Origin of the sequence: Streptomyces sp. 5K101 (assembly GCF_046506645.1) — a bacterium.
Taxonomy (GTDB): Bacteria; Actinomycetota; Actinomycetes; order Streptomycetales; family Streptomycetaceae; genus Streptomyces.
The window spans coordinates 1-25,756 of record NZ_JBKFFO010000018.1; the positions used below are offsets into that span (position 1 = coordinate 1).

Genomic DNA, 25,756 nt, shown 5'->3' on the forward strand with positions numbered 1-25,756 from the left:
TAGGGAAACGCCCGGTTACATTCCGAACCCGGAAGCTAAGCCTTTCAGCGCCGATGGTACTGCAGGGGGGACCCTGTGGGAGAGTAGGACGCCGCCGAACAATCATTGTGGGAAAGCCCCGGAACACTGTTCCGGGGCTTTCCTGCGTTCCGGGGTCGCATAAGGTCGGCGACATGCCTTACGACCTCGTCATCTTCGACAACGACGGCGTACTCGTCGACAGCGAGCCCCTCTCCAACACCATCCTCGCCGGCTATCTCACCGAGCTCGGCCACCCCACCACGTACGAGGAGTCCCTGCGCGACTACATGGGCGCCGCCGTCCACCGCGTCCACGACCTCGTCCGGGAGCGGACCGGGCAGGTGCTGCCGACGGACTTCGACGCGACGCTGCATGCGCGCGTCTTCGCCGCCTTCGAGCGGGAGTTGACCGCCGTCGACGGCGTCACCGACGTGCTGGAGAAGCTCACCGCCGACGGTGTGCCGTACTGCGTCGCGTCCTCCGGGAGTCATGAGCGCATCCGCGTCGGACACCGCACCACGGGGCTCGACCGGTGGTTCCGCGACGACATCGTGTTCAGTGCCCAGGACGTGGGCCGGGGGAAGCCCGCGCCCGATCTCTTTCTGCACGCCGCCGCGCGCATGGGCGTGGCGCCCGAGCGGTGCGTCGTCGTCGAGGACAGCCGCCTGGGCGTGCAAGCGGCCCTGGCGGCCGGTATGGACGTGTACGGGTTCACCGCCATGACCCCCGCCGACAGGCTCGCCGGGGCCAAGGGGTACTTCGGTGCGATGGCGGAGTTGCCCGCATTGCTCGTGTGACGTCTTTCCCCACCGGTAGTTCCGGCCCGTACGCTGTGCCGCCATGACGGATGCGCGGTTGCGCCACGGGCGGGCCTCCTTGGCGTTCAGCTTCTTCTCCCAGGGCGTCGCGTTCGCTCTGCTCGTGACGCGCATCCCCGCCGTGCAGGACCGCTACGGGATATCCGACGGGCTGCTGCCGGTCTTTCTGGCGGCCGTGCCGGTCCTCGCCGGGGTGGGCAGCGTCCTGACCGGACGCGTAGTCCGCCGGGTCCCGGCCGGCACGGTGCTGCGCTGGTCCCAGCCGGTCGTGCTGCTGTCGCTGCTCGGCGTGGCGGCAGGCGACGAGATGGGGCAAGTGGCGCTCGCGCTCGGCGCGTTCGGGCTGGCCGTCGGAGCGCTCGACGCCGCGATGAACATGCTGGGCGTCAGCCTCCAGCGGGCGTACGGGCGGAGCATCATGCTCGGCTTCCACGCGGCGTACAGCCTCGGTGGCATCGCGGGCGCGTCGCTCGCCTGGGCCGGGGCGCACTTCGACCTCGCGCTGTTCGTGTCCTGTCTGCCGGTGGTCGCGCTCCTGCTACCGGCGGCGTTCGCCGCGAGCCGGTGGTACGTCGACGGCGAGCGGGCGCCGGAGGCCGGCCGTGCGGACGCGGCCCGGGGCGGGGTGGCGTACACGGCACTGCTGCCGCTGTGTCTGGTGATGACCTTCGCGTACATCGGGGACTCGACCGTCTCCAACTGGAGCGCCAAGTACCTCCAGGACGTACTGGGCAGCTCCGAGGAGCTGGCGACCGTGCCGTACAACGCGTACATGGTGACGACGCTGGTGGGCCGGGCGGTCGGGGACCTCGCGGTGCGGCGCTTGGGGGCCGTGGCCGTCGTCCGGGGCGGGGCGGTGCTGGCGGCGGCCGGGTTCGCGGTGGTCGCGGGGGCGCCCGGCGCGTGGGCCGGGATGCTCGGGTTCGCACTGCTGGGGTTCGGGCTGTGCGTGATCGTGCCGCAGACGTTCGCGGCGGCGGGCCGGCTGGCGCCGGGGGACAGCGATGCGGCGGTGGCGCGGCTCAACGTGTTCAACTACGCGGGCTTCCTGATCGGGTCGCCGTTGGTCGGGGCGCTGGGGGACGTGTGGAGCTACCGGGGCGCCATGCTGGTGCCGATGGTGCTGGTGCTGGCCACGTTGGCGTATGCCCGCTCGTTCGGCGCGGAGCCCGCCCGATACGGTGGCGGGCATGAGCGGCCGCGGGTTGTTGATGTGGGACGAGGCGGTAACGAAGTATGACTTCGGGCCCAGCCATCCGATGGATCCGGTGCGGCTCGCGCTGACCATGGGGTTGGTGCGGGCGTACGGGCTGGACCGGGCCGTGGACGTGGTGGCCGCCAAGCCCGCGGGGGACTCGACGCTCCGGCTCGTGCACCGCGAGGACTACGTGGCCGCGGTACGGGCGGCGTCCGAGGACCCGGCGGGCGCGGACCAGTCGTACGGGCTCGGTACGGTCGACGATCCCGCGTTCGCGGGGATGCACGAGGCGTCGGCGCTGATCGCCGGGCAGTCGGTCGGGGCCGCGGAGGCGGTGTGGCGCGGGAACGCCGCGCACGCCGTGAACTTCGCCGGCGGGCTGCACCACGCGATGCCGGGGGCCGCGTCCGGGTTCTGCATCTACAACGACGCGTCGCTGGCCATCGCCCGGCTGCTGGAGCTGGGCGCGGAGCGCGTCGCGTACGTGGACGTGGACGTGCACCACGGCGACGGGGTCCAGGCGGCCTTCTGGGACGACCCGCGCGTGCTGACGATCTCGCTGCACGAGCACCCGCGCACCCTGTTCCCGCAGACCGGCTGGCCGGAGGAGACGGGCGGCAGCGGGGCCGCCGAGGGCTCGGCGGTGAACGTGGCGCTGCCCGCCGGGACGGGCGACGAGGGATGGCTGCGCGCGTTCCACGCGGTGGTGCCCGAGCTGCTGGCCGGCTTCCGGCCGCAGGTGCTGGTGTCGCAGCACGGTGCGGACACCCACTTCGAGGACCCGCTCGCTCATCTGGCGGTGTCACTCGACGCGCAGCGTGCGGTGCAGGAGGCGTGTCACGAGCTCGCGCACGCGCACGCGGACGGGAAGTGGGTGGCGCTCGGCGGCGGGGGCTACGAGGTCGTGGACGTCGTTCCCCGGTCGTGGACGCACCTGGTGGGGATCGCCGCGCACCAGCCGGTGGACCCGGAGTCAGTGATCCCCTCGACGTGGCGCGACGAGGTGTACGCGCGGACGCGGCAGTTGGGGCCGGCGCGGATGACGGACGGCCGGTGGCCGGTGCGCCTGCGGGCCTGGGAGGACGGGTACGACCCGGCGGACCGGCTCGACCAGTCGATCCTGGCGACCCGTCGGTCCGTGTTCCCGCTGCACGGGCTGCTGGCGTAGCGGCGGGCGCCGTACGGGCGATTACGCCAACTGTGCGGAGCACACGCGTTTCGGGCCTGCGGCGGGGCCCGGTGCGTCAGCATCGGAAGGGTGTTGAGCACCGGAACGCTGCGGGTGCAGCTGCGGGCGCATCTTGTGGCGTCGGGGTTGGCGGGGGACGTGGCGACCTCGCGTGAGGCGAGCCTGCGCAGTTATCGCGCGTTCGCCGCGCGGGACCCCCGGGTGACGCTCGGGCTCGATCCTCTGTGGTCGTGGAGCGAGCGGGACCTGATCGCGCTGATGGCCGGCAGATGCGGGGTGTCGGCCGATCCGGCGTGCGTGACCGGCGGCGACGTCATCGACCCGGAGCTGACGCTCTGTGCACTGGACGCGTTCGCCGCGCGGTTGGGGGACGCGGTACGGCGGCGGGCTCCCGTGCTGTTCGGAACGGGGCATCCGCACCGGCTGCTGGGGTTCTACGCCGACCTGGCAGACGCGGTGTCGGCGGCGGGGTGTTCCGTCCTCACCCCCGCGCAGGGGCGATGTGTCGACATAACGACCCGGTTCGGCGTACGCACGCACCGGCTCGTGTACGTACGGGGGGTGGCCTCGCTGCACGAGGAGGGGGCACGCGGGCCGGGGGCGCACAGCCATTCCCCTCTGCCCGTCAGGGTCGCGCTCCAGGTCGCCGCGGAGGCGGGCGGCCCGCTGCCCGAGCTCGTCGTCGGGGACCACGGCTGGGTCTGCGGAGCAGGTCAGCTGGGGATCGAGGCCATCGGCCTTGGGGACACGGACGACCCCGCGCTGTTCGTGGGTGAGGCGGAGGGGCGGGTGTCGGTCGCGGTTCCGCTTGATGACGCCGTTCGGCCGGAGCACTACCGCCCTCTGACGCGCTATGTACTCAATCGGGCGCGTCTGTCACAGTAGGCGGGCTATTGCAGCTCCTCTTCCCCACTCGCATCACCCGCCCCTAGTCTGGGCAGTGAGCGCACAGCGACGAAGAGTCACCGGAGGGGAAGCCGGTGCGCGTCGGGTGCGGAAGGTACAGGTGGGTCATGGCTGCTGGCAGCGAGAGGCCTCTCAACGAGGTCAAGTTCCTTACCGTGGCGGAGGTTGCCTCGGTGATGAGGGTGTCGAAGATGACCGTGTACCGCTTGGTGCACAGCGGTCATCTGCCGGCGATCCGGGTGGGGAGGTCCTTCCGGGTACCGGAGCAGGCGGTGCACGAGTATCTCCGCGAATCCTTCGTGGGGGTGGAATCCGCGTGACGGAGAGCGGGACGGTCGCCCTCGGATTACAAGCTCAGCTGCTCTGCGGGTAGGCTAGGCCGACGTAGGTCGTGTGGGCCCAGACGCCCCGCACCGAGTGAAGAGAAGTGAGCGAGGGTAGTCGTGGGCTCTGTTATCAAGAAGCGGCGCAAGCGGATGGCTAAGAAGAAGCACCGCAAGCTGCTCAAGCGCACCCGCGTTCAGCGTCGCAACAAGAAGTAAGCGGCAGCTGTTCGTGTTTCTCGGCCCTTCCACCAGCCCGGTGGAGGGGCCGAGGTGCGTTGTGGGGCCGTTGTGGAGGAGAAGTGGGGGCGTGAGAAGGAACCTGGTGGCGAAAGTGCGCCGTGCGGTCATCACAGCGCAACACCGACGCGCTACGGTGACGCCAGGACCTGGACCTAGGGGAAGGCGCTGATCTTGGGCAAGGTCGTGCTCGTCACCGGTGTGGCCCGGCAGCTCGGCGGCCGTCTCGTGCGGCGCATCCAGCGTGATCCCGAGGTGGACCGCGTGATCGGAGTCGACGCGGTGGGGCCCGGACATCATCTGGGCGGGGCCGAATTCGTCCGCGCCGACATCCGCCAGCCCACCATCGCGCGCGTTCTGGCCGAGCACGCCGTCGACACGGTCGTGCACATGGACGTGACGGGTACGCCGCTCGGCGCCGGCGGCCGCGCGGCCGTCAAGGAGACCAACGTCATCGGCACCATGCAGCTGCTCGGCGCCTGCCAGAAGTCGCCGACGGTCAAGCGGCTGGTGGTGAAGTCCAGTACGAGTGTGTACGGCTCCGCTCCGCGCGACCCGGCCGTCTTCACGGAGACCACCCCGCCCAAGTCGCTGCCGAGCGGCGGCTTCGCGAAGGACGCCGTGGAGGTCGAGGGATACGTGCGCGGGTTCGCCCGGCGCCGCCCCGACGTGGCCGTGTGCGTGCTGCGGTTCGCGAACATCCTCGGCCCGTGCGCCGACTCGCCGCTCGCCGAGTTCTTCTCCCTGCCGGTCATGCCGACCGTCTTCGGCTACGACCCGCGTCTGCAGTTCGTCCACGAGGACGACGTCATCGACGTGCTGCGGATCGCGCTGCACGAACCGCGCCGGGGGACGCTGAACAGCGGCACGTTCAACATCGCGGGCGACGGTGTGCTGACGTTGTCCCAGTGCTCCCGGCGGCTGGGGCGGCCGACGATGCCGGTGCTGCTGCCCGCCGTCACCTGGGTCGGCTCCGCGCTGCGCACGATCGGCATCACGGACTTCTCGCCGGAGCAGATCCGGCTGCTCACCCATGGCCGGGTGGTCAGCACGGTCCAGATGCGCGAGACACTGGGATTCCGTCCGCGGTTCACGACCGCCGGGACGTTCGCGGATTTCGCGCGCAGCCGGGCTCCGGGGCTGCTGCCCCCCCAGTCCGTGGCGAGGGCGGTGGACCGGGTCGCGGCGGCGCTGCCCGTCGGTCGCGGTGCGGGGCCCGCCGTGGAGACGACGACCGGTGAGACGACGCGCGGCGATACGACGCACAGCGCCGGATGAGCCCTGAGGGGCCCGGATAAGGAGCGCAGCCAACGATGGCGGACGCCAAGGTCATTCCGTTCGACGACGACCGTTCGCGCGGTGGTGCGCAGCGACCGCCGCGGCGGCGCCCGGGCGGGTCCGCGCGCCGCAAGGCCGACCCGGCCGCGGCGGGCGACTCCGTGGTGCGCGAGGCGCCGGATCCGGTGGTGCGGGAGACGGCGGTGCCGCAGGCCGCCGTACGGGACGCCGCCGTGAGCACGCTGCCGGAGCGGGCCCTCATGGCGGCAGCCCGCGACACGGCCGCCGGGGAGCCGGCGCCGGGGGGCGGTGGGGCCTGGGACCGGCGGATCGCGGGCGGTCTGGCGTTCCTGCGCCGGCGGCTGACCGGTGACTACGAGGTCGACGAGTTCGGGTACGACGCCGAGCTGACCGACCACGTCCTGATGTCGCTGCTGCGGCCGCTCGCCGACAAGTACTTCCGTGTCGAGGTGAAGGGCATCGAGAACATCCCGTCGGACGGCGGCGCCCTGGTGGTGGCCAACCACTCGGGCACGCTGCCGCTGGACGGGCTGATGCTTCAGGTCGCCGTCCACGACCACCACCCGGTCGGCCGCCACCTGCGGCTGCTCGCGGCCGACCTGGTGTTCATGCTGCCCGTGGTGAACGAGCTGGCGCGCAAGGCCGGGCACACGCTCGCGTGCACGGAGGACGCGGAGCGGCTTCTCCGGAGCGGCGAGGTCGTCGGGGTGATGCCGGAGGGCTTCAAGGGCATCGGGAAGCCGTTCAGCGAGCGGTACAAGCTCCAGAGGTTCGGGCGTGGCGGCTTCGTGTCGACCGCGCTGCGGGCCGGCGTGCCGATCGTGCCGTGCTCGATCGTCGGCGCCGAGGAGATCTACCCCATGATCGGCAACGCGAAGACGCTGGCGCGGCTGCTGGGCTTCCCGTACTTCCCGATCACCCCGACCTTCCCGTGGCTGGGGCCGTTGGGGGCGGTGCCGCTGCCGACGAAGTGGACGATCCAGTTCGGCGAGCCGATCGCGACGGACGGGTATCCGCCGGAGGCGGCGGAGGACCCGATGCTGATGTTCAACCTGACCGACCAGGTGCGCGAGCAGATCCAGCACACGCTGTACAAGCTGCTGGTGCAGCGCCGCTCGGTCTTCTTCTGAGCCGTCTGGATCGAAGCCCGTGCACGAGTGAGGGGCGCCCCCGCCGGGGGCGCCCCTCACCCGCGTGTCCTGCCTGTCGGTCCTACTCGGCCTCGCCGCCGAAGCCGAGGCCAGGGAGGAGGCCCGGCAGCAGGGGCGGGATGGTGACGTCCGGATCGGCCGGCTCCCCGTCGTCGGACAGGGACGGGCCGGTGCCCTGCGCCGGCGCGTCGAACACGCCGCCGGTGTTTCCGCCGAGCAGTCCCTCCTGCGCCGGGGAGCTGGAGCCGGACGGGCGGGGGCTGCTGTCCTCCCCCGTTTCACCGCCGACCGCGTCGGGCGCGGACGGCGTGCTGCCGCCCGGCCCGGTGGCGTGCCCGCCGTACCCCGGGGAGTCCGGGCTCTGCGAGCCGAGGCCGTCGGTCTCGGGGGCGCGCGGCAGCAGAGTCTCGAGCGGGCCGACCTGTTGGTCTATGGCGTCGAACGCCGAGCTGACGTCTTCGCCGACGTCGGTGAGCTGGGCGGGCAGCCGGTCGCGCAGTCCGTTCCACGTGTCCCGGTGGGAGCGGGAGAAGGTGTTGAGCGTGGCGATGGGAGCGAGCGAGCCGTCGCGCGCGTAGGCGGCGCTGAGCAGCCGGTGGCCCTCGGTGACGTCGTGCCGCATGCCGGTGAGCGTGCGGCGGACTTCGACGAGCGATTCGTGGTCCAGGTGACCGGAGCGGCCACGCTCCATGAGGCGGCGCGCCTCGCTCAGGCGTGTGGACGCCTGGTCGAGGTAGAGCTCGCCGCGGTCGGAGTCGTCGTCCGCCATGCCGCGCTTGAGGTCCTCCATGCCGCGCTTCAGACCGTACAGCGAGTCACCGGGCAGGGCGTCGGAACTGGCAGCGGCCACCCCGCCGAAGGCGCCAGCGGCCACACCGACGGTCAGGCCGCCGGCCGCGAATCCTTTGGACCAGCGGGAGCGCGGCCGCAACTTCCGCAGCGGGGAGGCGCGGTGGGCGCCGCGGCCGCGGGTCCGCTGCTCCGGCACCGCGGGGCCGGCGGATGCGCCTGCCCGCGCCGTGCCTTCGTGCAGCATCGCTTCCATGGCGGCCACGAGCTGTGCCCGCTGCACCACCTTGACCTCGGGATCCAGCTCCGGCTTCGGCAGCTCGCCGAGACCGTGAGCCAGCCTCAACAGCCTTTCGTGCTCGGCCGATTCGACCGACTCCGCCTGCTGATCGGCCGCCTGCTCTTCCAAGGCCTGGGCGAAGGCGCTCGCCCGCCGGTGCGCCGAAACGTTCGCAATCACTGGCGGCACCTCCTCTCGTCATGACGATCGACTCCCCTGGGCGTCTGGAAGGTTGCACGCCTTGAGCACATCCACACGAAAGAGTGAGTGTCTGCGGGCATGGCGTGTCCACAGGGAGCCTGCATCCCGCACAACGAGCGGCGCGGCACTTGGGTTACGCGCGACAGATGATCGGACCAGTGCGTCATCGAGGTATCACCGACGGTGAGTTGGGAACGGGGGTCGGTGGGGGCGTACTCGGTGGGGCGGTCGTACGTGTGGCGGGGTCAGCGCGCGTCGTCGGGGAGCAGCCGGGCGAGGGTGCGGACCGCCCGGTACTGCAGGGTCTTGATCGCGCCCTCGTTCTTGCCCATGGCCCTGGCGGTCTCGGCGACGGACAGGCCCTGCAGGAAGCGGAGGGTGACGCACTCCTGCTGCTGGGGGTTGAGCTTGCGCACGGCGGTGAGCAGTGCGGCGTTCGACAGGGACTCCAGGACCGATTCCTCGGGGCTGCGCTCGACCTCGTTGGCGTCGAGCATCTCGCCGGTGGTCACCTCCAGGCGGAAGCGGCTCGACTTGAAGTGGTCGGCGACCAGGTTGCGGGCGATCGTCACGAGCCAGGCGCCGAAGTCGCGCCCCTGCCAGGTGAAGGTGGAGATCCTGCGCAGCGCCCGCAGGAACGTCTCGCTGGTCAGGTCCTCGGCGGTCGCCTTGCCGCCGACGCGGTAGTAGATGTAGCGGTAGACGGTGTCGCTGTACTGGTCGTAGAGCCGGCCGAAGGCCTCGGCCTCGCCCGCTTGGGCGCGCTCGACGAGCTCCATCATGCGGGCGCTGTCGCTGTCGGCGGTGGGCCGGCGGGCGGTGGCCGCGCCGGAGCCGCCGCGTCCGCCCCGTCTGCCGACGGCCGTCCGCCCGTCGCCCTGGCGTCGCCCGTCATCGACGGCGCTGCGGGCCGGCCCCGTCTGCATGCCGTTCGGGATGCCGGCGGCCAGGGCATAGCAGGGGGCGGCCGGGCCGCTGACGGCGAGGCCGGGCGTGGCGAGTGCGGGGACGGCGTACGCGGTGGGGACAAAGCCGCGCAGATGGTCGAGGACCGCTGCGCGCAGCGTAGCCAGGCCCGAGGCGTCAACCCCGACGTGTGGGTACACGGGACTCCCAGAGGCAGAGCTTCCATCACGTGCAGTGCGGGACCGTTCACCCGTCGTGATGACCGATGGGGTCCGTCATGCGTCTGAGGAGAATAACGCTTCGTACAGGCAGCGCTACACCGAGTTGCTCAAATCGCCGTTTCCGTCGCTTCTGTTGCGAGTTGACGACTGATCATGTGGCACATCGTGTGCATTTATTGATCGGAAGACTTCGTGATGTGTCGGGTCGCGGGGCGAGTTGTGGTCGGGGCGGGGGATCGGGACTGGCCGGGGGTGTGCGGCGGAATGCGTGCCGACACGCGGGGGCGCGCGGTGCCTGTCGGTGGCGCCGCGCCCGGGTTCCTCGCGGCCTGGTGCGGCGGTCTTGCGGGGCTCTGCCCCGGGCCCCGCGCCTCAAACGCCGGCGGGGCTGGATTTGGCCCTGCGCCTTGGGCGTCGGCCGGGCTGGATGTCGGCTTGCGGGCCGGTGGTAGCCGGGTGGCTGGGGCGGGCGGGCCTGGTGTGTGCGGCGGTCTTGCGGGGCTCTGCCCCGGGCCCCGCGCCTCAAACGCCGGCGGGGCTGGATTTGGCCCCGTGCCCGGGGCGTCCGTCCGGGCGGATGCGGCCCCGTGCCTCAAGGCCCCGGAGGGGTCAGCGGCGGCGGCGGTGGAGGGCCATGGCTGCTGCCGTGCCGCCCGCCAGGGCTCCGACACCTGCCGCCGCCGGGATGCCGACCTTCGCCGCCTTGCGGCCCGTCCGGTAGTCGCGCAGGCGCCAGTCGCGTTCGCGGGCGTGCTTCCGGAGCTTGGTGTCCGGGTTGATCGCGTACGGGTGGCCCACCAGCGACAGCATCGGGATGTCGTTGTGGCTGTCGCTGTACGCCGCGCAGCGGGCCAGGTCCAGGCCCTCCGCCGCCGCCAGCGCCCGTACCGCCTCCGCCTTCGCCGGGCCGTGCAGCGGTTCGCCGACGAGTTTGCCGGTGTACACGCCGTCGACCGACTCCGCGACCGTCCCGAGCGCGCCGGTCAGCCCGAGCCGGCGGGCGATGATCGTCGCCGTCTCGACCGGCGCGGCCGTCACCAGCCAGACCTTCTGGCCCGCGTCCAGGTGCGCCTGGGCCAGCGCCCGGGTCCCCGGCCAGATGCGGTCGGCCATGTACTCGTCGTAGATCTCCTCGCCGATGCTCATCAGCTCCGAGACCCGGTGGCCCTTGACGATGGACAGGGCCGACTCGCGGACGTCCTGCATGTGGTCCGGGTCCTCGACGCCGGCCAGCCGGAACCACGTCTGCTGCCAGGCGAACCGCGCCAGTTCGCGGCGCTGGAAGAACTTGCGTTTGTACAGGCCGCGGCCGAAGTGGAAGATCGCCGCGCCCTGCATCACGGTGTTGTCGAGGTCGAAGAACGCGGCGGCGCGGACGTCGCCGGCGACGGGGAACTCCGGTTCCCGGGCGCCGGGCCCTTCCTCGAGGGCGTCGAGTGCCTCGATGGTCTGCGAGGACTTGCGCGCTGCCTCGGCAGCGGCTTCGCCCGCCAGCACGCTGCGAGCGGTGGCGGAGCGCCTACGCGGGGTGAGCCATCCCAGAGCGGCCATGTCGTGAGCATAGCCAGTCCGTCAGGTACTTCCCGACTCACCGGGATGCGAGGACGTGAACTCTGTGCGACCGCGTTGTTAAACAGGCTCCCGGCGGCCGGGCGAGAATGGGCGCATGAGTCCTGTGCTGCGGCGTACGAAGAAGAAGCCCGAGGAGCGCATGGTGACGCTCATCGGCAAGCCCGGGTGCCATCTGTGCGACGACGCGCGGGCCGTGGTCGAGACGGTCTGCGCGGAGACGGGTGCCTCCTGGGAGGAGAAGGACATCAACCAGGACGTCCAACTGCACCGCGCCTACTGGGAACAGATCCCCGTCGTCCTGGTGGACGGGGAGCAGCACACCTTCTGGCGTGTGGACCCCGACCGGCTGCGCCGCGCGCTCGGGAGCTGACGCCGCGGAAGGCGGGTACCATCATGGTCGTTTTGCTTGGATTCCTCCGCCGTGCACGCCTCTTTCGGGGTACGGCCGCGACAGGGCAGAGTGGGCGGAGCCAGGCGGTCTCGGGGGCGTAGATCGTAAGGAGTGTGTACGGCTTTGCCCCCTTTGGCGCCCCAACGGACCGGGGTGGTCCACGGTTCCAGGATTCGGCCACCGGATCGCGTGAGCCCGGTCACTTTGCACGGACAAAGTGGACACAATCTTTGTGCACGCGTTCACAAAGACATAGCCTGCATTCGACGGGGCGGTCTTGGGACACACGGCCGCCTGCAGCCTCGCTCATCCCGCAGGAGCACCGTGGCAACTGGCCGAAATCACCGACCGGCGACCCGTAGCCGAGGAATCCCCGAGGCCACCGTCGCCCGGCTTCCGCTGTACCTGCGCGCTTTGACGGCGCTCTCGGAGCGGTCCGTGCCCACGGTCTCCTCCGAGGAGCTGGCCGCCGCCGCGGGCGTCAACTCCGCGAAGCTGCGCAAGGACTTCTCGTACCTCGGCTCGTACGGCACCCGGGGTGTCGGCTACGACGTCGAGTACCTCGTCTACCAGATCTCCCGCGAGCTGGGGCTGACGCAGGACTGGCCGGTCGTCATCGTCGGTATCGGTAACCTCGGCGCCGCCCTCGCCAACTATGGCGGCTTCGCCTCCCGCGGTTTCCGCGTCGCCGCCCTGATCGACGCCGACCCGGCCATGGCCGGCAAGCCCGTCGCGGGCATCCCCGTCCAGCACACGGACGAGCTCGAGAAGATCATCCGGGACAACGGGGTCTCCATCGGCGTCATCTCGACGCCCGCCGGCGCCGCCCAGCAGGTGTGCGATCGCCTGATCGCGGCCGGCGTCAGCTCCATCCTCAACTTCGCCCCCACCGTGCTGTCCGTGCCGGACGGCGTCGACGTGCGCAAGGTCGACCTCTCGATCGAGCTGCAGATCCTCGCCTTCCACGAGCAGCGGAAGGCCGGCGAGGAGGCCGAGACGACGGGCCGGAAGGGACCCGACGGGGACATGCCCGCCGTGATGCCGGTATGAGTCTCCTCGTCGTCGGTCTGAGCCACCGCAGCGCTCCCGTCAGCGTCCTGGAGCGCGCATCGCTGTCCGTCGATGCGCAGGTCAAGCTGCTGCACGACACCCTCGCGGCGGAGCCCGCCACGGAGGCGACGGTCCTCGCCACCTGCAACCGCATCGAGCTGTACGCGGACGTGGACAAGTTCCACGCCGGTGTCGCCGAGCTGTCCACGCTGCTCGCCCAGCACAGCGGGGTCGGGCTCGAGGAGCTCACTCCCTACTTGTACGTGCACTACGAGGACCGGGCCGTCCACCACCTCTTCTCGGTGGCCTGCGGCCTGGACTCCATGGTCGTCGGCGAGGGTCAGATCCTCGGCCAGATCAAGGACGCCCTCGCCCGCGGCCAGGAGCTGCACACCGCCGGACGGCTGATCAACGACCTGTTCCAGCAGGCGCTGCGCGTCGGCAAGCGTGCCCACAGCGAGACGGGGATCGACCGGGCCGGGCAGTCCCTCGTCACCTTCGGCCTCGAACAGCTCGCCGCCGGCGAGCCCGTAGAGGCATGGGCCGCGGACAAGCGGGCCCTGGTGATCGGCGCCGGCTCCATGTCGTCGCTCGCCGCGACGACGCTGGCGCGCCTGGGCGTACGCGACCTGGTCATCGCCAACCGGACGACGGAGCGCGCGGAGCGGCTGGCCGCGGCCCTGTCCGAGTCGGGCGGCGTGCGCGCCCACGCGGTGCCGATGGCGTCCGTCGCCGACGAACTGACACGTGCCGACGTGGCCGTCTCCTGCACCGGCGCGACGGGTCTGGTCCTGACGGCCGAAGCGGTCGCGACGGCGCTCGCCCAGCACGTGGTGCCGGACGCCGCTCCCGGCAGGGACCTGCGCGCCCCCGAGGGCAGCGTGGTCTCCCGCCTGGCCGCGGTGGCGGCCCGCGACGGCCGCGTGACGGAACTCCCCGGCGGCGCGGACGACCTGGCCGTCCCCTCGCCCAAGCCCGCCGACCGGCCCGACGACGCCGCCGGTACCGACCGCACCGGAATCGTGCCCGGCGGGGACCGGGCTTCCCGCCCCGTCCCCGCGGACCGCGCCGGCGACCCCGTCGGTGCCGAGCGCGCGGGTACGGGCCCCTTCGGCGCTGACACGCCGCACCTTGGAGCGGTTACGGACCGGCCCGTGGGCGCGGTTGCCCGCGACGCGACCGGTGAGGCTGCGTCTCACACGGACGTCACCGGCGGTGCGCCGGCCGGCCGGGACCTGGGTGCGGCCGCCGGCCTGCCCGGCACCGACATGAACGAGGCGACCACGGCCGACCAGGCGGGCGTCGGCCAGTACGCAGCCGCCCCCGGCGCGGGCCGGGCCGGCGCGGACGGGCCGGCGGCGTCGCCGGGCGACAGCGCGGTCTTCGGCGGCGTGGACGTTGCCCCAGGCTCCGAGTGCCCCGTCGGGCTCGACGACTCCCTCGTGCTGCACGGCGCCTGGGTCGACAACGCATCCCGCACCCGCCCCGCCGCCCCTCGCACGGCCACCGTGCCGCACGCCCGGAGCGGCGGCCCCCTCCGGCTCGCGCTGCTCGACCTGGCCATGCCCCGGGACATCGACGCCGCTGTCCACCGCCTCGCCGGCGTACGGCTCGTGGACATCGAGTCGCTCGCCGAGGCGTCCGCCGACGCGCCCATGGCCGCCGACGTGGACCAGGTCCGCTCGATCGTCTCGCACGAGGTCGCCGCCTTCGGCGCGGCCCAGCGCGCCGCCCACATCACCCCGACCGTGGTCGCCCTGCGCACCATGGCCGCCGACGTGGTCTCCAGCGAGATGGCCCGCCTCGACGGCCGACTCACCGGCCTCGACGAGAAGCAGCGCGCCGAGATCACCCAGACCGTGCGCCGCGTGGTGGACAAGCTCCTGCACGCGCCCACCGTGCGGGTCAAGCAGCTGGCCAGCGAGCCCGGCGGCGCCGGGTACGCGGACGCGCTGCGGACCCTCTTCGACCTCGACCCGGAGACGGTCGCCTCCGTCAGCCGGGCCGACCTGAATGACGCAGACGTCAAGAACCGAGGGCGAGTATGACCGAGAGGGCACTGAGGCTCGGGACCAGGCGCAGCACGCTCGCCATGGCCCAGTCCGGGCACGTGGCTGAGGCGGTGCGCCGGCTGACCGGCCGCGACGTCGAGCTCGTCGAGATCACGACGTACGGGGACGTCTCCCGCGAGCACCTGGCGCAGATCGGCGGCACGGGCGTGTTCGTCGCGGCCCTGCGCGACGCGCTGCTCCGCGGCGACGTGGACTTCGCCGTCCACTCGCTGAAGGACCTGCCCACCACGCCGCACGAGGGTCTGACGCTGGCCGCGACCCCCGAGCGGGAGGACCCGCGCGACGCGCTGGTCGCCCGGGACGGGCTGACCTTCCACGAGCTGCCGGACGGCGCCCGCGTCGGCACCGGTTCGCCGCGCCGCATGGCGCAGCTGAACGCGTACGCCCGCTCCCACGGGCTGCGCATCGAGACCGTGCCGATCCGCGGAAACGTCGACACCCGGATCGGATACGTACGGAACGGGGAGTTCGACGCCGTCGTGCTCGCCGCTGCCGGACTCCACCGCATCGGCAGGATCGACGAGGTGACCGACTTCCTGTCGGTCGACTTCGTCCTGCCCGCCCCCGGCCAGGGGGCCCTGGCGATCGAGTGTTCCGCGGCCGACGCGGACCTCGCCGCCGCGCTCGCCGGACTCGACGACCCGCACACGCGGGCCGCCGTGACCGCCGAGCGTTCCCTGCTCGCCGCCCTGGAGGCCGGCTGCTCCGCACCCGTGGGTGCGCTGGCCGACCTGTTGGGCGACGGCCAGGATGCCACCGAAATGCGCCTGCGAGGGGTCGTCGGCACGCCCGACGGCTCCGCGCTGGTGCAGTTGTCCACCACCGGTCCCGTACCCACGTCGCACGGCGACGCCATCGCGCTCGGTCGCGAACTCGCGTCCGAGATGCTCGCCAAGGGTGCGGCCGGTCTTATGGGGGAGCGAGCACTTTGAGCCCCACCACCTCGAACCTTCCGGCCCTCGCGGCACACGGGCACGTCACCTTCCTGGGTGCCGGTCCCGGCGACCCCGGTCTGCTGACCCTGCGCGCCGTCGAGGCGCTCGCCGGCGCGGACGTGCTGATCGCCGAGCCCGCTGTCCTCGATGTCGTGCGCGGACATGCACGGGCAGGCGTGAGCACGCCTGAGCTGACGATCGTTGACGACGCGTCAGCATCCGCCGGGATCCCGGTCCTCAGGGATGCGGCCAATCTTGTCATGGAGGCCGCGCGGGGCGGCAAGCGGGTCGTCCGTGCGGTGACCGGCGACCCGGGCCTGGACACCGACGCCGGCCGGGAGATGCTCGCGTGCGCCTCCGCGGGCATCCCCTTCGAGGTCGTGCCCGGTGTGGCGACGGCCGTCGGCGTGCCCGCGTACGCCGGTGTCCCGCTCCGCGACGCGCAGGGCACGGACGTCCGTTTCGTCGACGCCCGCACCGCGACCGACCGGTGCTGGACCGAGGTCGGCGCGAGTGACGGCACGGTCGTCGTCTCCACGACGCTGGAGACCGTCGCCGCGGCGGCGGGCGAACTGGTCGCCGCGGGCCGCAAGCCCGACACCCCGCTGACGGTCACCGTCGCCGGCACGACGACCCGCCAGCGCACCTGGACCGCGACCCTCGGCACCATCGCGCAGACGCTGAAGCAGGCGAAGGTGCTGCCCTCGCCCGAGGGGCACCAGCCGGTCATAGCCGTGGTCGGTGAGCGCAGCGCCGCCGCCCAGCGCGACCAGCTCGCGTGGTTCGAGTCCAAGCCGCTGTTCGGCTGGAAGGTGCTCGTGCCGCGGACGAAGGAGCAGGCGGCCTCGCTCTCCGACCAGCTTCGTTCCTACGGCGCGGTGCCGCACGAGGTCCCGACGATCGCGGTCGAACCGCCGCGTACGCCGCAGCAGATGGAGCGCGCGGTCAAGGGACTCGTGACCGGACGCTACGAGTGGATCGCCTTCACCTCGGTGAACGCGGTGAAGGCCGTGCGGGAGAAGTTCGAGGAGTACGGTCTCGACGCCCGCGCCTTCGCCGGGATCAAGGTCGCCGCGGTCGGCGAGCAGACGGCGGCCGCGCTGGTGGACTTCGGCGTGAAGCCGGACCTCGTGCCGAGCGGTGAGCAGTCCGCGGCCGGTCTGCTGGAGGACTGGCCGCCGTACGACCCGGTCTTCGACCCGATCGACCGCGTCTTCCTGCCGCGGGCCGACATCGCGACCGAGACGCTGGTCGCGGGCCTGATCGAACTCGGGTGGGAGGTCGACGACGTGACCGCCTACCGGACCGTGCGTGCCTCGCCGCCGCCGGCGGAGACGCGCGAGGCGATCAAGGGCGGCGGTTTCGACGCCGTGCTGTTCACGTCGTCGTCGACCGTGCGGAACCTCGTCGGCATCGCGGGCAAGCCCCACAACGTGACCGTGATCGCCTGCATCGGCCCCGCGACCGCGAAGACCGCGGAGGAGCACGGGCTGCGGGTCGACGTCCTGTCGCCCGAGCCGTCGGTGCACAAGCTGGCCGAGGCGCTGGCGGAGTTCGGCGCACGGCGGCGGGCGGCCGCCGTGGAGGCGGGCGAGCACGTGACGCGCCCGTCGGAGCGGCGGCCCGGCGGACGGCGGCGGCGTACGACGACCTGACGCCTGTGCGTGTGGGGCGGGCAGGGTGTATCCCCGCCCGCCCCTTCGCGTCACCGGTGCTCTGCCCCGGGGCCCGCGGCCGTAGCCCGCCCTTCAGGGCGGATTAAATTACCCTGAAGGGGTCAAGCAGTCGCCTGGGGCGTTCGTATCGGCGGGGCTCCTTCTGGTCCGGCCATCCGGCAGGAATGCGTCCCGTACCGGCAAACCAGGCGGCCACAGCCCGTCCAGCGCCCACCCCGCACCGGTCAGGAGGGCTGCCGATGGATCCATGGCTGATCTGGTTGATCACCGCGGCGGTGTTGGCTGTGGTGGAGATCTTCACGCTCACTGCCGCGCTCGGAATGCTGGGCGGGGCCGCGCTGGTCACGGCGGGATTCGCCGCGGTCGGACTTCCGCTGCCCTTGCAGTTCGTGGTGTTCACCGTCGTCGCCACGGTCAGCCTGCTGTTCCTGCGTCCCATCGCGTTGCGCCACGTGCGCCGGCCCGGGGCCCAGCGATTCGGCGTCGAGGCTCTGGTCGGCAGGGCGGCCTACGTCGTCTCGGAAGTGACGGCCCGGAGCGGCAGGGTGCGCATCGGAGGCGAGGAATGGACGGCCCGCGCCTATGACGAGACGCTGGTGATCCCTCCTGGAACGACCGTCGACGTCATGGAGATCAGCGGCGCCACCGCGCTCGTCCACCCCCGGGAGTGAACCATGGAAGCTTCGGCGCTCCTCGTCGCCGGTCTGCTCGTCGCGCTCCTCGCCGTCTTCACCGTGGTGCGGGCGGTACGCATCGTGCCGCAGGCACGCGCGCGCAACGTCGAGCGGCTCGGCCGCTATCACCGCACTCTGCAACCCGGCCTCAACCTTGTCGTCCCCTACATCGACCGCGTCCATCCCGCCATCGACCTGAGGGAACAGGTCGTGTCCTTCAGACCGCAACCGGTCATCACCGAGGACAACCTGGTCGTCGAGATCGACACCGTCATTTACTTCCAGGTCACCGACCCGCGAGCGGCGGCCTACGAGATCGCGAACTTCCTCCAGGCGGTCGAGCAACTCACCGTCACCACGTTGCGCAACGTCGTCGGATCGATGGACCTGGAGAAGACGCTCACCTCGCGTGACACCATCAACAACCAGCTCCGTGGCGTGCTGGACGAGGCCACCGGCAAGTGGGGGCTGAGGGTCAACCGGGTGGAGATCAAGGCCATCGACCCCCCGCAGTCCATCAAGGACGCCATGGAGAAGCAGATGCGGGCCGAACGGGACAAGAGGGCCGCGATCCTCGGTGCCGAGGGTCAGCGCCAGGCACAGATCCTCACCGCTGAGGGCGACAAGCAGGCCGCCGTCCTTCGGGCGGAGGGCAACCGTACCGCCGAGATCCTCAAGGCGGAGGGCCAGTCCCGGGCCATCGACGAGGTGTTCCAGGCCGTGCACCGCAATGACCCCGACCCCAAGCTGCTGGCCTACCAGTACCTCCAGACGCTGCCCCAGCTCGCGCAAGGCGCGGGCAGCACCTTCTGGATGATCCCCAGCGAGGTCACCTCCGCACTCCAGGGTGTCTCCCGCGCCTTCGGTGAAGCGCTGCCGCGGTCACCGGCGACCCGGGAGAAGACCTTCGACGACAAGGCCGCCGACGTCGCCGCCGACGACGCGGCACAGGCAGCGCAGGCCGCGGCCGAGGCCCTCGCCGACGCGGCCGGGGCCGATGGCGCCACCTCCGGCGCCCTCCCTCATGGCCCCGACGGGTGAAGTCCGGACCGGCTAGTACTCACAGCAGATTTTGCTGTCTGACATGGGAGGGCCGGTCCGGCTCCTGATCAGCTCATGTGGTTTGTACGCGGGCCCCGAATGGACGTCGGTGACCGTGCGCGTGCGGAGGACGAGGGTTTGGTTCAACGGGAGCCGTTGAACGGGTTCGAAACCGGATGTCCTGCGGTGATCCCTCCTGCTACTGTCGGCCTGCTCGCGCAGGGACGAGCGGCGGTTCCACAAGCGCCCCCCCTGCGTCGAATGCCCTGGGGAGGGACTTTTTCGTGATTCGTCCGCTGAACAGGCGGGCCACGCGCCACCAGCGCGCGCTCGGCCGTATCGCTCTCACCGTCACGCTTGCCGTGACCGCCGGAATCGGCACCGCCGCGGGGACGGCCGTCGCCGAGGTCCGCGGCGCGTCCGCCGATCCCGTCGTCATCAGCCCGGGCGCACGCTTCGTGCCCCGCGCCACTATCGTCCTGAACGCCGGCGAGACCGGCTTCCTCACCGCCCAGGAGGGTGACGACCGTCTCCGCTGGATCGACTACGCCACCGGTGCGACAACCATCCTCGACCACCGGCTGCCCGAGCCGCTCGCCTACGACGTGGACGAGTTCCGCTTCACGAAGTACCCGGCGGACTTCGGCCACGGCTCCGACACCGTCGCCCTCTACGCGGAATCCCCGGCCCCGCACGTGACGCTCCAGCAGCGGGCAGGCGGCGGACCGTCGGCCACGGTCGCGATCCCGGAGGGCCAGACGTACGTCGCGACGTACGGCGACACCGTCATCACCCGAACCGGTGCCGCGAACGCCGTGACGAGCCTGCACCTCCTGCACCTGGAGAACGGCCAGGTGCGGGACCGAAGGCTGGAGGGCCTGCCGGAAGGGTGGAACCTTTCCATCAGCGAGGGCGACGCCCGGTCCGTCGCCGTCCGCGGCATCAAGTGGGAGGACAGCACGATGTCCCAGGGGTGGTGGGTCGTCGACCTCGCCACCGGCAGCCTGAAGGCGCTCTCCACGCAGGGTGAGAGCGTCTCCTTCGACCGGGACACCGTCTTCCACCTCGGCGCCCCGTCGAGCTACGCCGCCCAGGTGTACCGCCGTGACGACCTGGACGCGGAGCCGACCACCCTCGACCTGCGGGACGTGGCCTCGTACAACGACGTCGTCCGGCCCTTCGCCGACAACTTCGTCACCGTGACCCCGCCCAACCCCGGCGACAGCGAGTACCGGGGCAACGATCTCGTCCTGAGCGCAGCGGGGAGCCGGCATTCCCTGCTGGCCGTCGCCTCCCCCTCGGTGCACCGCACGCCCGACGGCTCGCTCCTGGTGGCCGGAGCGGAGGAGAACACCACCTACGGCGCACTCGACTGGGGGTACTACCTCTTCACTCCCGCCGGGGACGGCGTCACCCGCAAGCGCCTCGCGGACATCGAGGACCGGGAGGCCAAGCCGGCCGGCATCTCACTGGGCAGCGGCATCCTCACCACGGCCGACGACTCGCAGTACTACAGCCCCGGCACCTACATCGGCGGCTACCGGAGCACCTGGCTGAAGACCTCCGGCCGTCCCGAGGAGCTGAACACGACCGTCGACGGCCTCGTGTCCGGCCGGGACGACGACTGCAGCCGCTCCGAAGGCGTCTACTGCGTGACCATGTTCGCGAGCGGCGACGGGCACCACGGCCGCAAGGCCTCGACCGAGCAGGACGTCACCCTGCTCTACCGGAACGGCGCCGCCGCCTGGGGCCCGAGGGTGACCTCCGGGCTCGGAAGCCCGCAGCTCGTCGACCTCTCCGGCCGGTTCGGTGTCGTCAACCAAGCGTGGGGCGGTGAGCAGGCGGTCCTCCACTTCAAGGACACCGACACCGGCAGCGTGCTCCTGAAGCGGCAGCCGGTTGCGTCCTCCGTCTGGGGCAACACGCTGTGGAGCGCCGTCGGCCGGTGGGACGACACCAGCTCGGGCGTGCCGACCCAAGTGGCGGCGAAGAACCTGTCGACGGGTGTCGCGGGCGAGTCCTTCGACGCGGGTTGCGTCCCCAGTGACCTCCAGGCCGTCGGCCGGTGGGTGTACTGGCGGTGCAGCGACTACTGGCACGACTTCAAGGGCGCCGGCGTATACGACCGGCAGGCCAAGCGCTCCCTGAGGCTCGGCGCCGACCGGACGCTCCTCGGTGACGGCTACCTGGTCCGCCACTCGGACGCGGCCGGCCTCACCCTCGTCGACCTGCACGGCGGCTTCCCGGTCAGCGGCAAGGAGGCGGACCTGCCCCAGCGGGTGGTCGCCACCGCCGCCGAGCTCGGAGACCGGACCGACCGCCGGTCCGGGTGGACCGTCGACCGCTTCGGCGGTCACGTCGCCTACACGGGCGAGGACCGGCGGGTGCGGATCGTCCCGTCGGGCGTCCCCGCTTCCCGGATCGCCGTCATCGACACCGACATCCCGGCCGCCGGCATCGAGGCCGGGGCCTGGAAGCCGCGGTGGTGGCTGTCGAAGCCGGGGGCCTCGTGGTCGCTGGTGCTGAGGCACAAGGCGACCGGCAAGGTCGTGCGGACCCTGACCGGGGGCGAGGCCCGTGGTCTGGTCGCGCCGTCGTGGGACTGGAAGGACGCGAGCGGGAAGCTCGTCGTCAACGGGGCCTACACGTGGAGCCTGGCCGTCAGGCCGGCCGACGGGCAGGGGGCCGATCTCGCGGTGTCCGGGACCCTGGCCGTGCGTGGTGGTGCCCCCGTGTGGCGGGACATGGCCGGGGACGACGGGTTCGGTGACCTGCTGGTGACGGACTCCGTCGGGGCCGTGTCGCTGTACCGGGGGACGGGTACGGGCGCGCTGTCCTCCCGTATCGCCGGATCCGGCGACAAGTTCGCCGCCAACTCCGTCCTCGTGCCCTTCGGGGACGTGAACGGCGACCGATGCGGGGACGTGCTCGTGCGGGTCGGGGACCAGCTGCGGGCGTATCGGCCAGGCTGCGGAAAGATCGTCTCCGCTTCGTCGCCCTACACGCTGATCGGGTCCGGCTGGGGGCAGTACGACCAGCTGACGTCGTCCGGCGATGTCAACGGGGACGGGTTCGTCGACCTGGTTGCCCGTCAGGCGTCCACGGGTGACATGTATTTCTACGCCGGTACTGCCGATCACCGGCTGAAGTCGCGGATGCGGATCGGAACCAACTGGAAGCTGTACAAGAGGATCGCCGGGGCCGGGGACTTGAACGGGGACGGGCGGGGCGACCTGCTCGGGGTCGACTCCGCCGGTGTGCTGTGGCGGTACTACGGGACCTCCACCGGTGGCGTGACCACGCGGGTGCGGGTCGGCGGCGGGTGGGGCGTTTACTCCGCTCTCGTCGGGACCGGTGACCTGTCCGGTGACGGACGCGCCGATCTGCTGGCGCGGGACACCGCAGGGAAGCTGTGGCGGTACGCCTCCACCGGGGCCGGTACCTACGGCGGCCGGGTGCTGATCGGCACCGGTGGCTGGAACGGATTCAAGGGCCTGTTCTGACGCGGAAGTGAAGGGAGTCGCCGTCGGCGCAGTCACTGCGCCGACGGCGCACTCCTTTCGTGGGGCCGGCCTGTGCGCCCTCTACGGTGGGCGGAGGACGACGACAACCCGACCTCGGCCGGCCGGAGTGATCCAAACGAATCGGCCCGGACCACCTCGGCCCTTGTCACCGCCATGGTGCCCGCGGGCCCGGGCGGAACCCCGTCTCGGAGCCGGGGCGACACCCCGCACAGCGGCATCCGCCCGCGAGCGTTGGCGGCCGCGCCGGCCGAGGCGTACACCGGAAGCACGGGTGGTGCGACAGGAGTGGGTGACGGTGATGGGCTCCGGGACTGTGCATGTCGATCCTTCCAACGCCGAGCAGGCGCGGGCGTGGGACGGTGACGAAGGGACGTACTGGGCGGAGCACGCCGCCGACTTCGACCGGGCGGTCCACGCCTACCAGCAGCCCTTTCTGGACGCGGCCCACTTCCAGCGCGGCGAGCGGGTCCTGGACATCGGCTGCGGGGCCGGGCTGACCTCGCGCGCCGCCGCACGTCTCACCGCGGGCGGGCCCGTGCTCGGCGTCGACCTGTCCGGGCCGATGCTGCGGGTCGCCCGTCGCGAGGCGGAGCGCGAAGGGCTCGACAGCGTCCGCCACGAACAGGCCGACGCGCAGACCTACCCCTTCGACGAGGCGTCCTTCGACGTCGCGATCAGCCGCGCAGGTGCCATGTTCTTCGCCGATCCCGTGGCCGCCTTCCGCAACATCGCGCGCGCCCTGCGACCCGGCGGCCGGCTCGTGCTGCTCGTCTGGCAGGACGTCTCCCGCAACGAGTGGTTCCGGTCGTTCACCACCGCCCTCGCCGCCGGGCGCGAGCTGAGCACCCCGCCCCCGGACGCCCCCGGCCCGTTCTCCCTGTCCGACCCCGACGTGGTCCGCGAACGGCTCCTCGCCGCCGGCTTCCGTACGCCCCACCTGGACGACTTCGACCTCCCGATGATCTTCGGCCGCACCCCCGACCACGCCTTCGCCTTCGTCTCCGGCATGCTCGCGTGGATGGTCGACGACCTCGACGAGGCGGGCCGCGCCCGGGCACTCGCCGCCCTGCGCGCCGATATCGAGGCCCACGCGACGCCCGACGGCGTCCGCTACGACTCCGCCGCCTGGGTCGTCACGGCGACGCGTCCGTAGCCCGGGACCGCCGACGCGGTGTCGGTAATTGCCCGCCCCGAGCGGGCGTAGCGTGGCACGTATGACTGCGTACGGATCCTTCCCCGGTGCCCGCCCCCGGCGGCTCCGGACCACTCCCGCCATGCGACGCATGGTCGCCGAGACCCGGCTGCACCCGGCCGACCTGATCCTTCCCGCCTTCGTCCGCGAGGGCATCTCCGAGCCGGTGCCGATCCAGGCCATGCCCGGCGTCGTGCAGCACACCCGCGACACCCTCCGCAAGGCAGCCGTCGAGGCGCGCGAGGCGGGCGTCGCCGGGATCATGCTCTTCGGGGTCCCGGAGGACGCCAAGAAGGACGCGCTCGGCACGGCGGGCACGGACCCCGACGGCATCCTCCAGGTCGCCATCCGGGACGTGCGGGCCGAGGTCGGCGACGAGCTCGTCATCATGTCCGACCTGTGCCTGGACGAGTACACCGACCACGGCCACTGCGGCGTCCTCGACGCCGACGGCCGGGTCGACAACGACGCCACGCTGGAACGTTACGCCGAGATGGCCCAGGTCCAGGCCGACGCGGGCGTCCACGTCGTCGGCCCCAGCGGCATGATGGACGGCCAGATCGGCGTCGTCCGCGACGCGCTGGACACCATCGGCAAGGAGGACGTGTCGATCCTCGCGTACACCGCGAAGTACTCCTCCGCCTTCTACGGCCCCTTCCGCGAGGCCGTCGGCTCGTCGCTCACGGGTGACCGCAAGACCTACCAGCAGGACCCGGCGAACGTCCGGGAGTCCCTGCGGGAGCTGGCGCTCGACCTGGAGGAGGGCGCGGACATGGTCATGGTCAAGCCGGCCGGGCCTTACCTCGATGTCCTGGCGCGCGTCGCGGCCGAGGTGGACGTGCCGGTCGCGGCGTACCAGATCAGCGGCGAGTACGCGATGGTCGAGGCCGCCGCCGAGAAGGGCTGGATCGACCGGGAGAAGGCCATCGCGGAGACACTGCTCGGGATCAAGCGCGCGGGCGCGAACATGATCCTTACGTACTGGGCGACGGAGGTCGCCCAGCGGATCAGCGGCTCAGGTCGCTGATGAAGGACTCCCAGGCGGCCGGTGCGAGACTGAGCACCGGGCCGCCGGGGGCCGTCTTGGAGTCGCGGACATGGACGGCGGCGGGGTGCGCGGCGATCTCGACGCAGGCGGCGTCGTGGTTGCCGCTGTGGCTCGACTTGCGCCAGTCGTAGGCCACTTCGAGGCACTGCCCGCCCTCGCTACCGCTGTAGCTGGACTTGAACCACTTCAGTGCGGTGTTCATTGTTCTCCCAGCAGCCGGTCCAACAGGCCCGCGCTGTCTTCGGGGTTGAGGGCCTGTGCCCGCAGCATCGCATACTTGCGGGCCAGGATGCTGACCTCGTCAGGGTCGGAGATCATCTGGCTGCCGCGCTGGCTCTCGGTGTAGCCGACGAGCTGGTGGTCGGGGGTTTCCAGCAAGGTGAACGGGCCGTCGAGCCCGGCATGGCTGTTGCGGCCGAATGGCAGCACCTGCAGTGACACGTCCGGCAGTTCGGCGCAGGACCGCAGATGGCGTAACTGCTCCACGTACACCTCGTCGCCGCCGATGCGGTCCCTCAGGATCGCCTCCCACATCACGAAGCTGATCGTCGGCGGCTGCGTCCGCGACAGGATCTCCTGGCGCGCGACACGTCCGGTGACCTGGGTCTCGATCTCGTCCGCGGTGAACGCGGGCACCCGGCTGCGGAAGACCCCGCGCGCGTAGCGCTCGGTCTGGAGCAGGCCCGGGACGACCTGGTTGTCGTACCAGGACAGCGCGATGGCCTCCCGTTCCAGGTCCATGTACTCCTCCGCCCACGCCGGGATCAGGTCCACCTCCGGCATGTGCTCCAGCGCGACCGACAGCGCGCCCTTCGTGTCGAGGCGGTCGTCGAGTCTCTGCGCGAGGTCCGGCTTCAGTGGACGACGGCCCTGTTCGATCGAGGCGACGGTCTCCTCGCCGCAGTTGAACTCGGCCGCGAGCTCGCGTTGGGTGAGGCCCGCGGCCTCGCGGAAGCGGGCGAGCTGGCGGCCGACCATCCGCATCGCCGTGGCGTTCTTGCGATGTCGTCTCCTGGGGTGCATACCAGGTGAACTGCCC

General features: G+C 71.7%; 23 protein-coding genes and 1 rRNA gene. 19 read left to right on the plus strand and 5 right to left on the minus strand.

Annotation, left to right across the window (positions count from 1 at the left end):
* From rrf to ACLB9X_RS27735, 9 genes are all read left to right on the plus strand, one after another.
* Window positions 1–100: ribosomal RNA gene (gene rrf / locus ACLB9X_RS27695) — 5S ribosomal RNA — on the plus strand; the annotation flags it as partial.
* A gap of 73 nt (window positions 101–173) precedes the next feature.
* Window positions 174–818, plus strand: a complete 645-nt coding sequence (locus tag ACLB9X_RS27700) for an HAD family hydrolase (RefSeq protein ID WP_410363146.1) — start codon at window positions 174–176, stop codon at window positions 816–818.
* Window positions 819–861: 43 nt separating this feature from the next.
* Window positions 862–2,079, plus strand: a complete 1,218-nt coding sequence (locus tag ACLB9X_RS27705; protein WP_410363147.1) for an MFS transporter — start codon at window positions 862–864, stop codon at window positions 2,077–2,079.
* On the plus strand, window positions 2,030–3,205 hold the full coding sequence (locus ACLB9X_RS27710) for an acetoin utilization protein AcuC (protein ID WP_410363148.1): 1,176 nt from the start codon (window positions 2,030–2,032) through the stop codon (window positions 3,203–3,205). The genes ACLB9X_RS27705 and ACLB9X_RS27710 overlap by 50 nt, the downstream gene beginning before the upstream one ends.
* A gap of 90 nt (window positions 3,206–3,295) precedes the next feature.
* Complete coding sequence (locus ACLB9X_RS27715; RefSeq protein WP_410363149.1) at window positions 3,296–4,111, plus strand: phosphatase; 816 nt, start codon at window positions 3,296–3,298, stop codon at window positions 4,109–4,111.
* Between the two features lie 128 nt (window positions 4,112–4,239).
* Window positions 4,240–4,452 carry a helix-turn-helix domain-containing protein gene (locus tag ACLB9X_RS27720; RefSeq protein WP_014046653.1) on the plus strand — a complete coding sequence of 71 codons (213 nt, stop codon included), beginning with the start codon at window positions 4,240–4,242 and terminating at the stop codon, window positions 4,450–4,452.
* A 123-nt stretch (window positions 4,453–4,575) separates the two neighbouring features.
* Window positions 4,576–4,674 (plus strand): 30S ribosomal protein bS22, encoded by a 99-nt coding sequence (locus ACLB9X_RS27725; RefSeq protein ID WP_003948845.1) that lies wholly within the window; start codon window positions 4,576–4,578, stop codon window positions 4,672–4,674.
* A gap of 195 nt (window positions 4,675–4,869) precedes the next feature.
* Window positions 4,870–5,973, plus strand: a complete 1,104-nt coding sequence (locus ACLB9X_RS27730; RefSeq protein ID WP_410363150.1) for an NAD-dependent epimerase/dehydratase family protein — start codon at window positions 4,870–4,872, stop codon at window positions 5,971–5,973.
* Between the two features lie 35 nt (window positions 5,974–6,008).
* Complete coding sequence (locus ACLB9X_RS27735; protein ID WP_410363151.1) at window positions 6,009–7,124, plus strand: lysophospholipid acyltransferase family protein; 1,116 nt, start codon at window positions 6,009–6,011, stop codon at window positions 7,122–7,124.
* 82 nt (window positions 7,125–7,206) lie between these two features.
* Here the strand turns inward: ACLB9X_RS27735 and ACLB9X_RS27740 are convergent, their stop codons facing one another.
* The 3 genes from ACLB9X_RS27740 to ACLB9X_RS27750 all read right to left on the minus strand — a co-directional run bounded on the left by ACLB9X_RS27740 (window position 7,207) and on the right by ACLB9X_RS27750 (window position 11,093).
* Entirely contained in the window at window positions 7,207–8,394 is a 1,188-nt protein-coding gene (locus tag ACLB9X_RS27740; protein WP_410363152.1) for a DUF5667 domain-containing protein, read from the minus strand.
* A gap of 266 nt (window positions 8,395–8,660) precedes the next feature.
* Complete coding sequence (locus tag ACLB9X_RS27745) at window positions 8,661–9,521, minus strand: ECF subfamily RNA polymerase sigma factor, BldN family (RefSeq protein WP_410363153.1); 861 nt, start codon at window positions 9,519–9,521, stop codon at window positions 8,661–8,663.
* A 630-nt stretch (window positions 9,522–10,151) separates the two neighbouring features.
* Window positions 10,152–11,093: an HAD family hydrolase gene (locus ACLB9X_RS27750; RefSeq protein ID WP_410363154.1), complete on the minus strand. Its 942-nt coding sequence runs from the start codon at window positions 11,091–11,093 to the stop codon at window positions 10,152–10,154.
* Window positions 11,094–11,208: 115 nt separating this feature from the next.
* Between ACLB9X_RS27750 and ACLB9X_RS27755 the strand changes: the two genes are divergently transcribed.
* The 10 genes from ACLB9X_RS27755 (at window position 11,209) to hemB (ending at window position 24,696) form a co-directional block, all read left to right on the plus strand.
* Window positions 11,209–11,484, plus strand: a complete 276-nt coding sequence (locus ACLB9X_RS27755) for a glutaredoxin family protein (protein WP_410363155.1) — start codon at window positions 11,209–11,211, stop codon at window positions 11,482–11,484.
* Between the two features lie 345 nt (window positions 11,485–11,829).
* Window positions 11,830–12,555, plus strand: a complete 726-nt coding sequence (locus ACLB9X_RS27760) for a redox-sensing transcriptional repressor Rex (protein WP_410363156.1) — start codon at window positions 11,830–11,832, stop codon at window positions 12,553–12,555.
* Window positions 12,552–14,603 carry a glutamyl-tRNA reductase gene (locus ACLB9X_RS27765; RefSeq protein WP_410363157.1) on the plus strand — a complete coding sequence of 684 codons (2,052 nt, stop codon included), beginning with the start codon at window positions 12,552–12,554 and terminating at the stop codon, window positions 14,601–14,603. The genes ACLB9X_RS27760 and ACLB9X_RS27765 overlap by 4 nt, the downstream gene beginning before the upstream one ends.
* Entirely contained in the window at window positions 14,600–15,559 is a 960-nt protein-coding gene (gene hemC / locus ACLB9X_RS27770) for a hydroxymethylbilane synthase (protein WP_410363158.1), read from the plus strand. Before ACLB9X_RS27765 ends, hemC begins: the two co-directional genes overlap by 4 nt.
* Window positions 15,556–17,217 (plus strand): uroporphyrinogen-III synthase, encoded by a 1,662-nt coding sequence (locus ACLB9X_RS27775; RefSeq protein WP_410363159.1) that lies wholly within the window; start codon window positions 15,556–15,558, stop codon window positions 17,215–17,217. Before hemC ends, ACLB9X_RS27775 begins: the two co-directional genes overlap by 4 nt.
* Window positions 17,218–17,477: 260 nt before the next feature.
* Window positions 17,478–17,909, plus strand: coding sequence for an NfeD family protein (locus tag ACLB9X_RS27780; RefSeq protein WP_410363160.1), 432 nt, complete (start codon window positions 17,478–17,480; stop codon window positions 17,907–17,909).
* A gap of 3 nt (window positions 17,910–17,912) precedes the next feature.
* Window positions 17,913–18,953: an SPFH domain-containing protein gene (locus tag ACLB9X_RS27785; protein ID WP_410363161.1), complete on the plus strand. Its 1,041-nt coding sequence runs from the start codon at window positions 17,913–17,915 to the stop codon at window positions 18,951–18,953.
* A 284-nt stretch (window positions 18,954–19,237) separates the two neighbouring features.
* The gene (locus ACLB9X_RS27790; protein ID WP_410363162.1) at window positions 19,238–22,456 is read left to right on the plus strand and encodes an FG-GAP-like repeat-containing protein; all 3,219 of its coding nucleotides are present in this window, start codon (window positions 19,238–19,240) and stop codon (window positions 22,454–22,456) included.
* Window positions 22,457–22,748: 292 nt separating this feature from the next.
* A complete protein-coding gene (locus tag ACLB9X_RS27795; protein WP_410363163.1) occupies window positions 22,749–23,630 on the plus strand; it encodes a class I SAM-dependent methyltransferase in 882 nt (293 codons plus the stop codon).
* A 61-nt stretch (window positions 23,631–23,691) separates the two neighbouring features.
* Window positions 23,692–24,696, plus strand: coding sequence for a porphobilinogen synthase (gene hemB / locus ACLB9X_RS27800; protein WP_410363164.1), 1,005 nt, complete (start codon window positions 23,692–23,694; stop codon window positions 24,694–24,696).
* Here the strand turns inward: hemB and ACLB9X_RS27805 are convergent.
* Together ACLB9X_RS27805 and ACLB9X_RS27810 are read right to left on the minus strand one after the other, a co-directional pair.
* Window positions 24,677–24,919 carry a DUF397 domain-containing protein gene (locus ACLB9X_RS27805; RefSeq protein WP_410363165.1) on the minus strand — a complete coding sequence of 81 codons (243 nt, stop codon included), beginning with the start codon at window positions 24,917–24,919 and terminating at the stop codon, window positions 24,677–24,679. The genes hemB and ACLB9X_RS27805 overlap by 20 nt on opposite strands.
* Entirely contained in the window at window positions 24,916–25,740 is an 825-nt protein-coding gene (locus ACLB9X_RS27810) for a Scr1 family TA system antitoxin-like transcriptional regulator (protein ID WP_410363166.1), read from the minus strand. Before ACLB9X_RS27810 ends, ACLB9X_RS27805 begins: the two co-directional genes overlap by 4 nt.
* Window positions 25,741–25,756: the final 16 nt, after the last annotated feature.

Coding starts and splice junctions, on each gene's coding strand:
- ACLB9X_RS27700 (WP_410363146.1), top strand. CDS start 174: ATGCCTTACGACCTCGTCATCTTCGACAACGACGGCGTACTCGTCGAC.
- ACLB9X_RS27705 (WP_410363147.1), top strand. CDS start 862: ATGACGGATGCGCGGTTGCGCCACGGGCGGGCCTCCTTGGCGTTCAGC.
- ACLB9X_RS27710 (WP_410363148.1), top strand. CDS start 2,030: ATGAGCGGCCGCGGGTTGTTGATGTGGGACGAGGCGGTAACGAAGTAT.
- ACLB9X_RS27720 (WP_014046653.1), top strand. CDS start 4,240: ATGGCTGCTGGCAGCGAGAGGCCTCTCAACGAGGTCAAGTTCCTTACC.
- ACLB9X_RS27735 (WP_410363151.1), top strand. CDS start 6,009: ATGGCGGACGCCAAGGTCATTCCGTTCGACGACGACCGTTCGCGCGGT.
- ACLB9X_RS27750 (WP_410363154.1), bottom strand. CDS start 11,093: ATGGCCGCTCTGGGATGGCTCACCCCGCGTAGGCGCTCCGCCACCGCT.
- ACLB9X_RS27755 (WP_410363155.1), top strand. CDS start 11,209: ATGAGTCCTGTGCTGCGGCGTACGAAGAAGAAGCCCGAGGAGCGCATG.
- ACLB9X_RS27765 (WP_410363157.1), top strand. CDS start 12,552: ATGAGTCTCCTCGTCGTCGGTCTGAGCCACCGCAGCGCTCCCGTCAGC.
- hemC (WP_410363158.1), top strand. CDS start 14,600: ATGACCGAGAGGGCACTGAGGCTCGGGACCAGGCGCAGCACGCTCGCC.
- ACLB9X_RS27780 (WP_410363160.1), top strand. CDS start 17,478: ATGGATCCATGGCTGATCTGGTTGATCACCGCGGCGGTGTTGGCTGTG.
- ACLB9X_RS27785 (WP_410363161.1), top strand. CDS start 17,913: ATGGAAGCTTCGGCGCTCCTCGTCGCCGGTCTGCTCGTCGCGCTCCTC.
- hemB (WP_410363164.1), top strand. CDS start 23,692: ATGACTGCGTACGGATCCTTCCCCGGTGCCCGCCCCCGGCGGCTCCGG.
- ACLB9X_RS27805 (WP_410363165.1), bottom strand. CDS start 24,919: ATGAACACCGCACTGAAGTGGTTCAAGTCCAGCTACAGCGGTAGCGAG.
- ACLB9X_RS27810 (WP_410363166.1), bottom strand. CDS start 25,740: ATGCACCCCAGGAGACGACATCGCAAGAACGCCACGGCGATGCGGATG.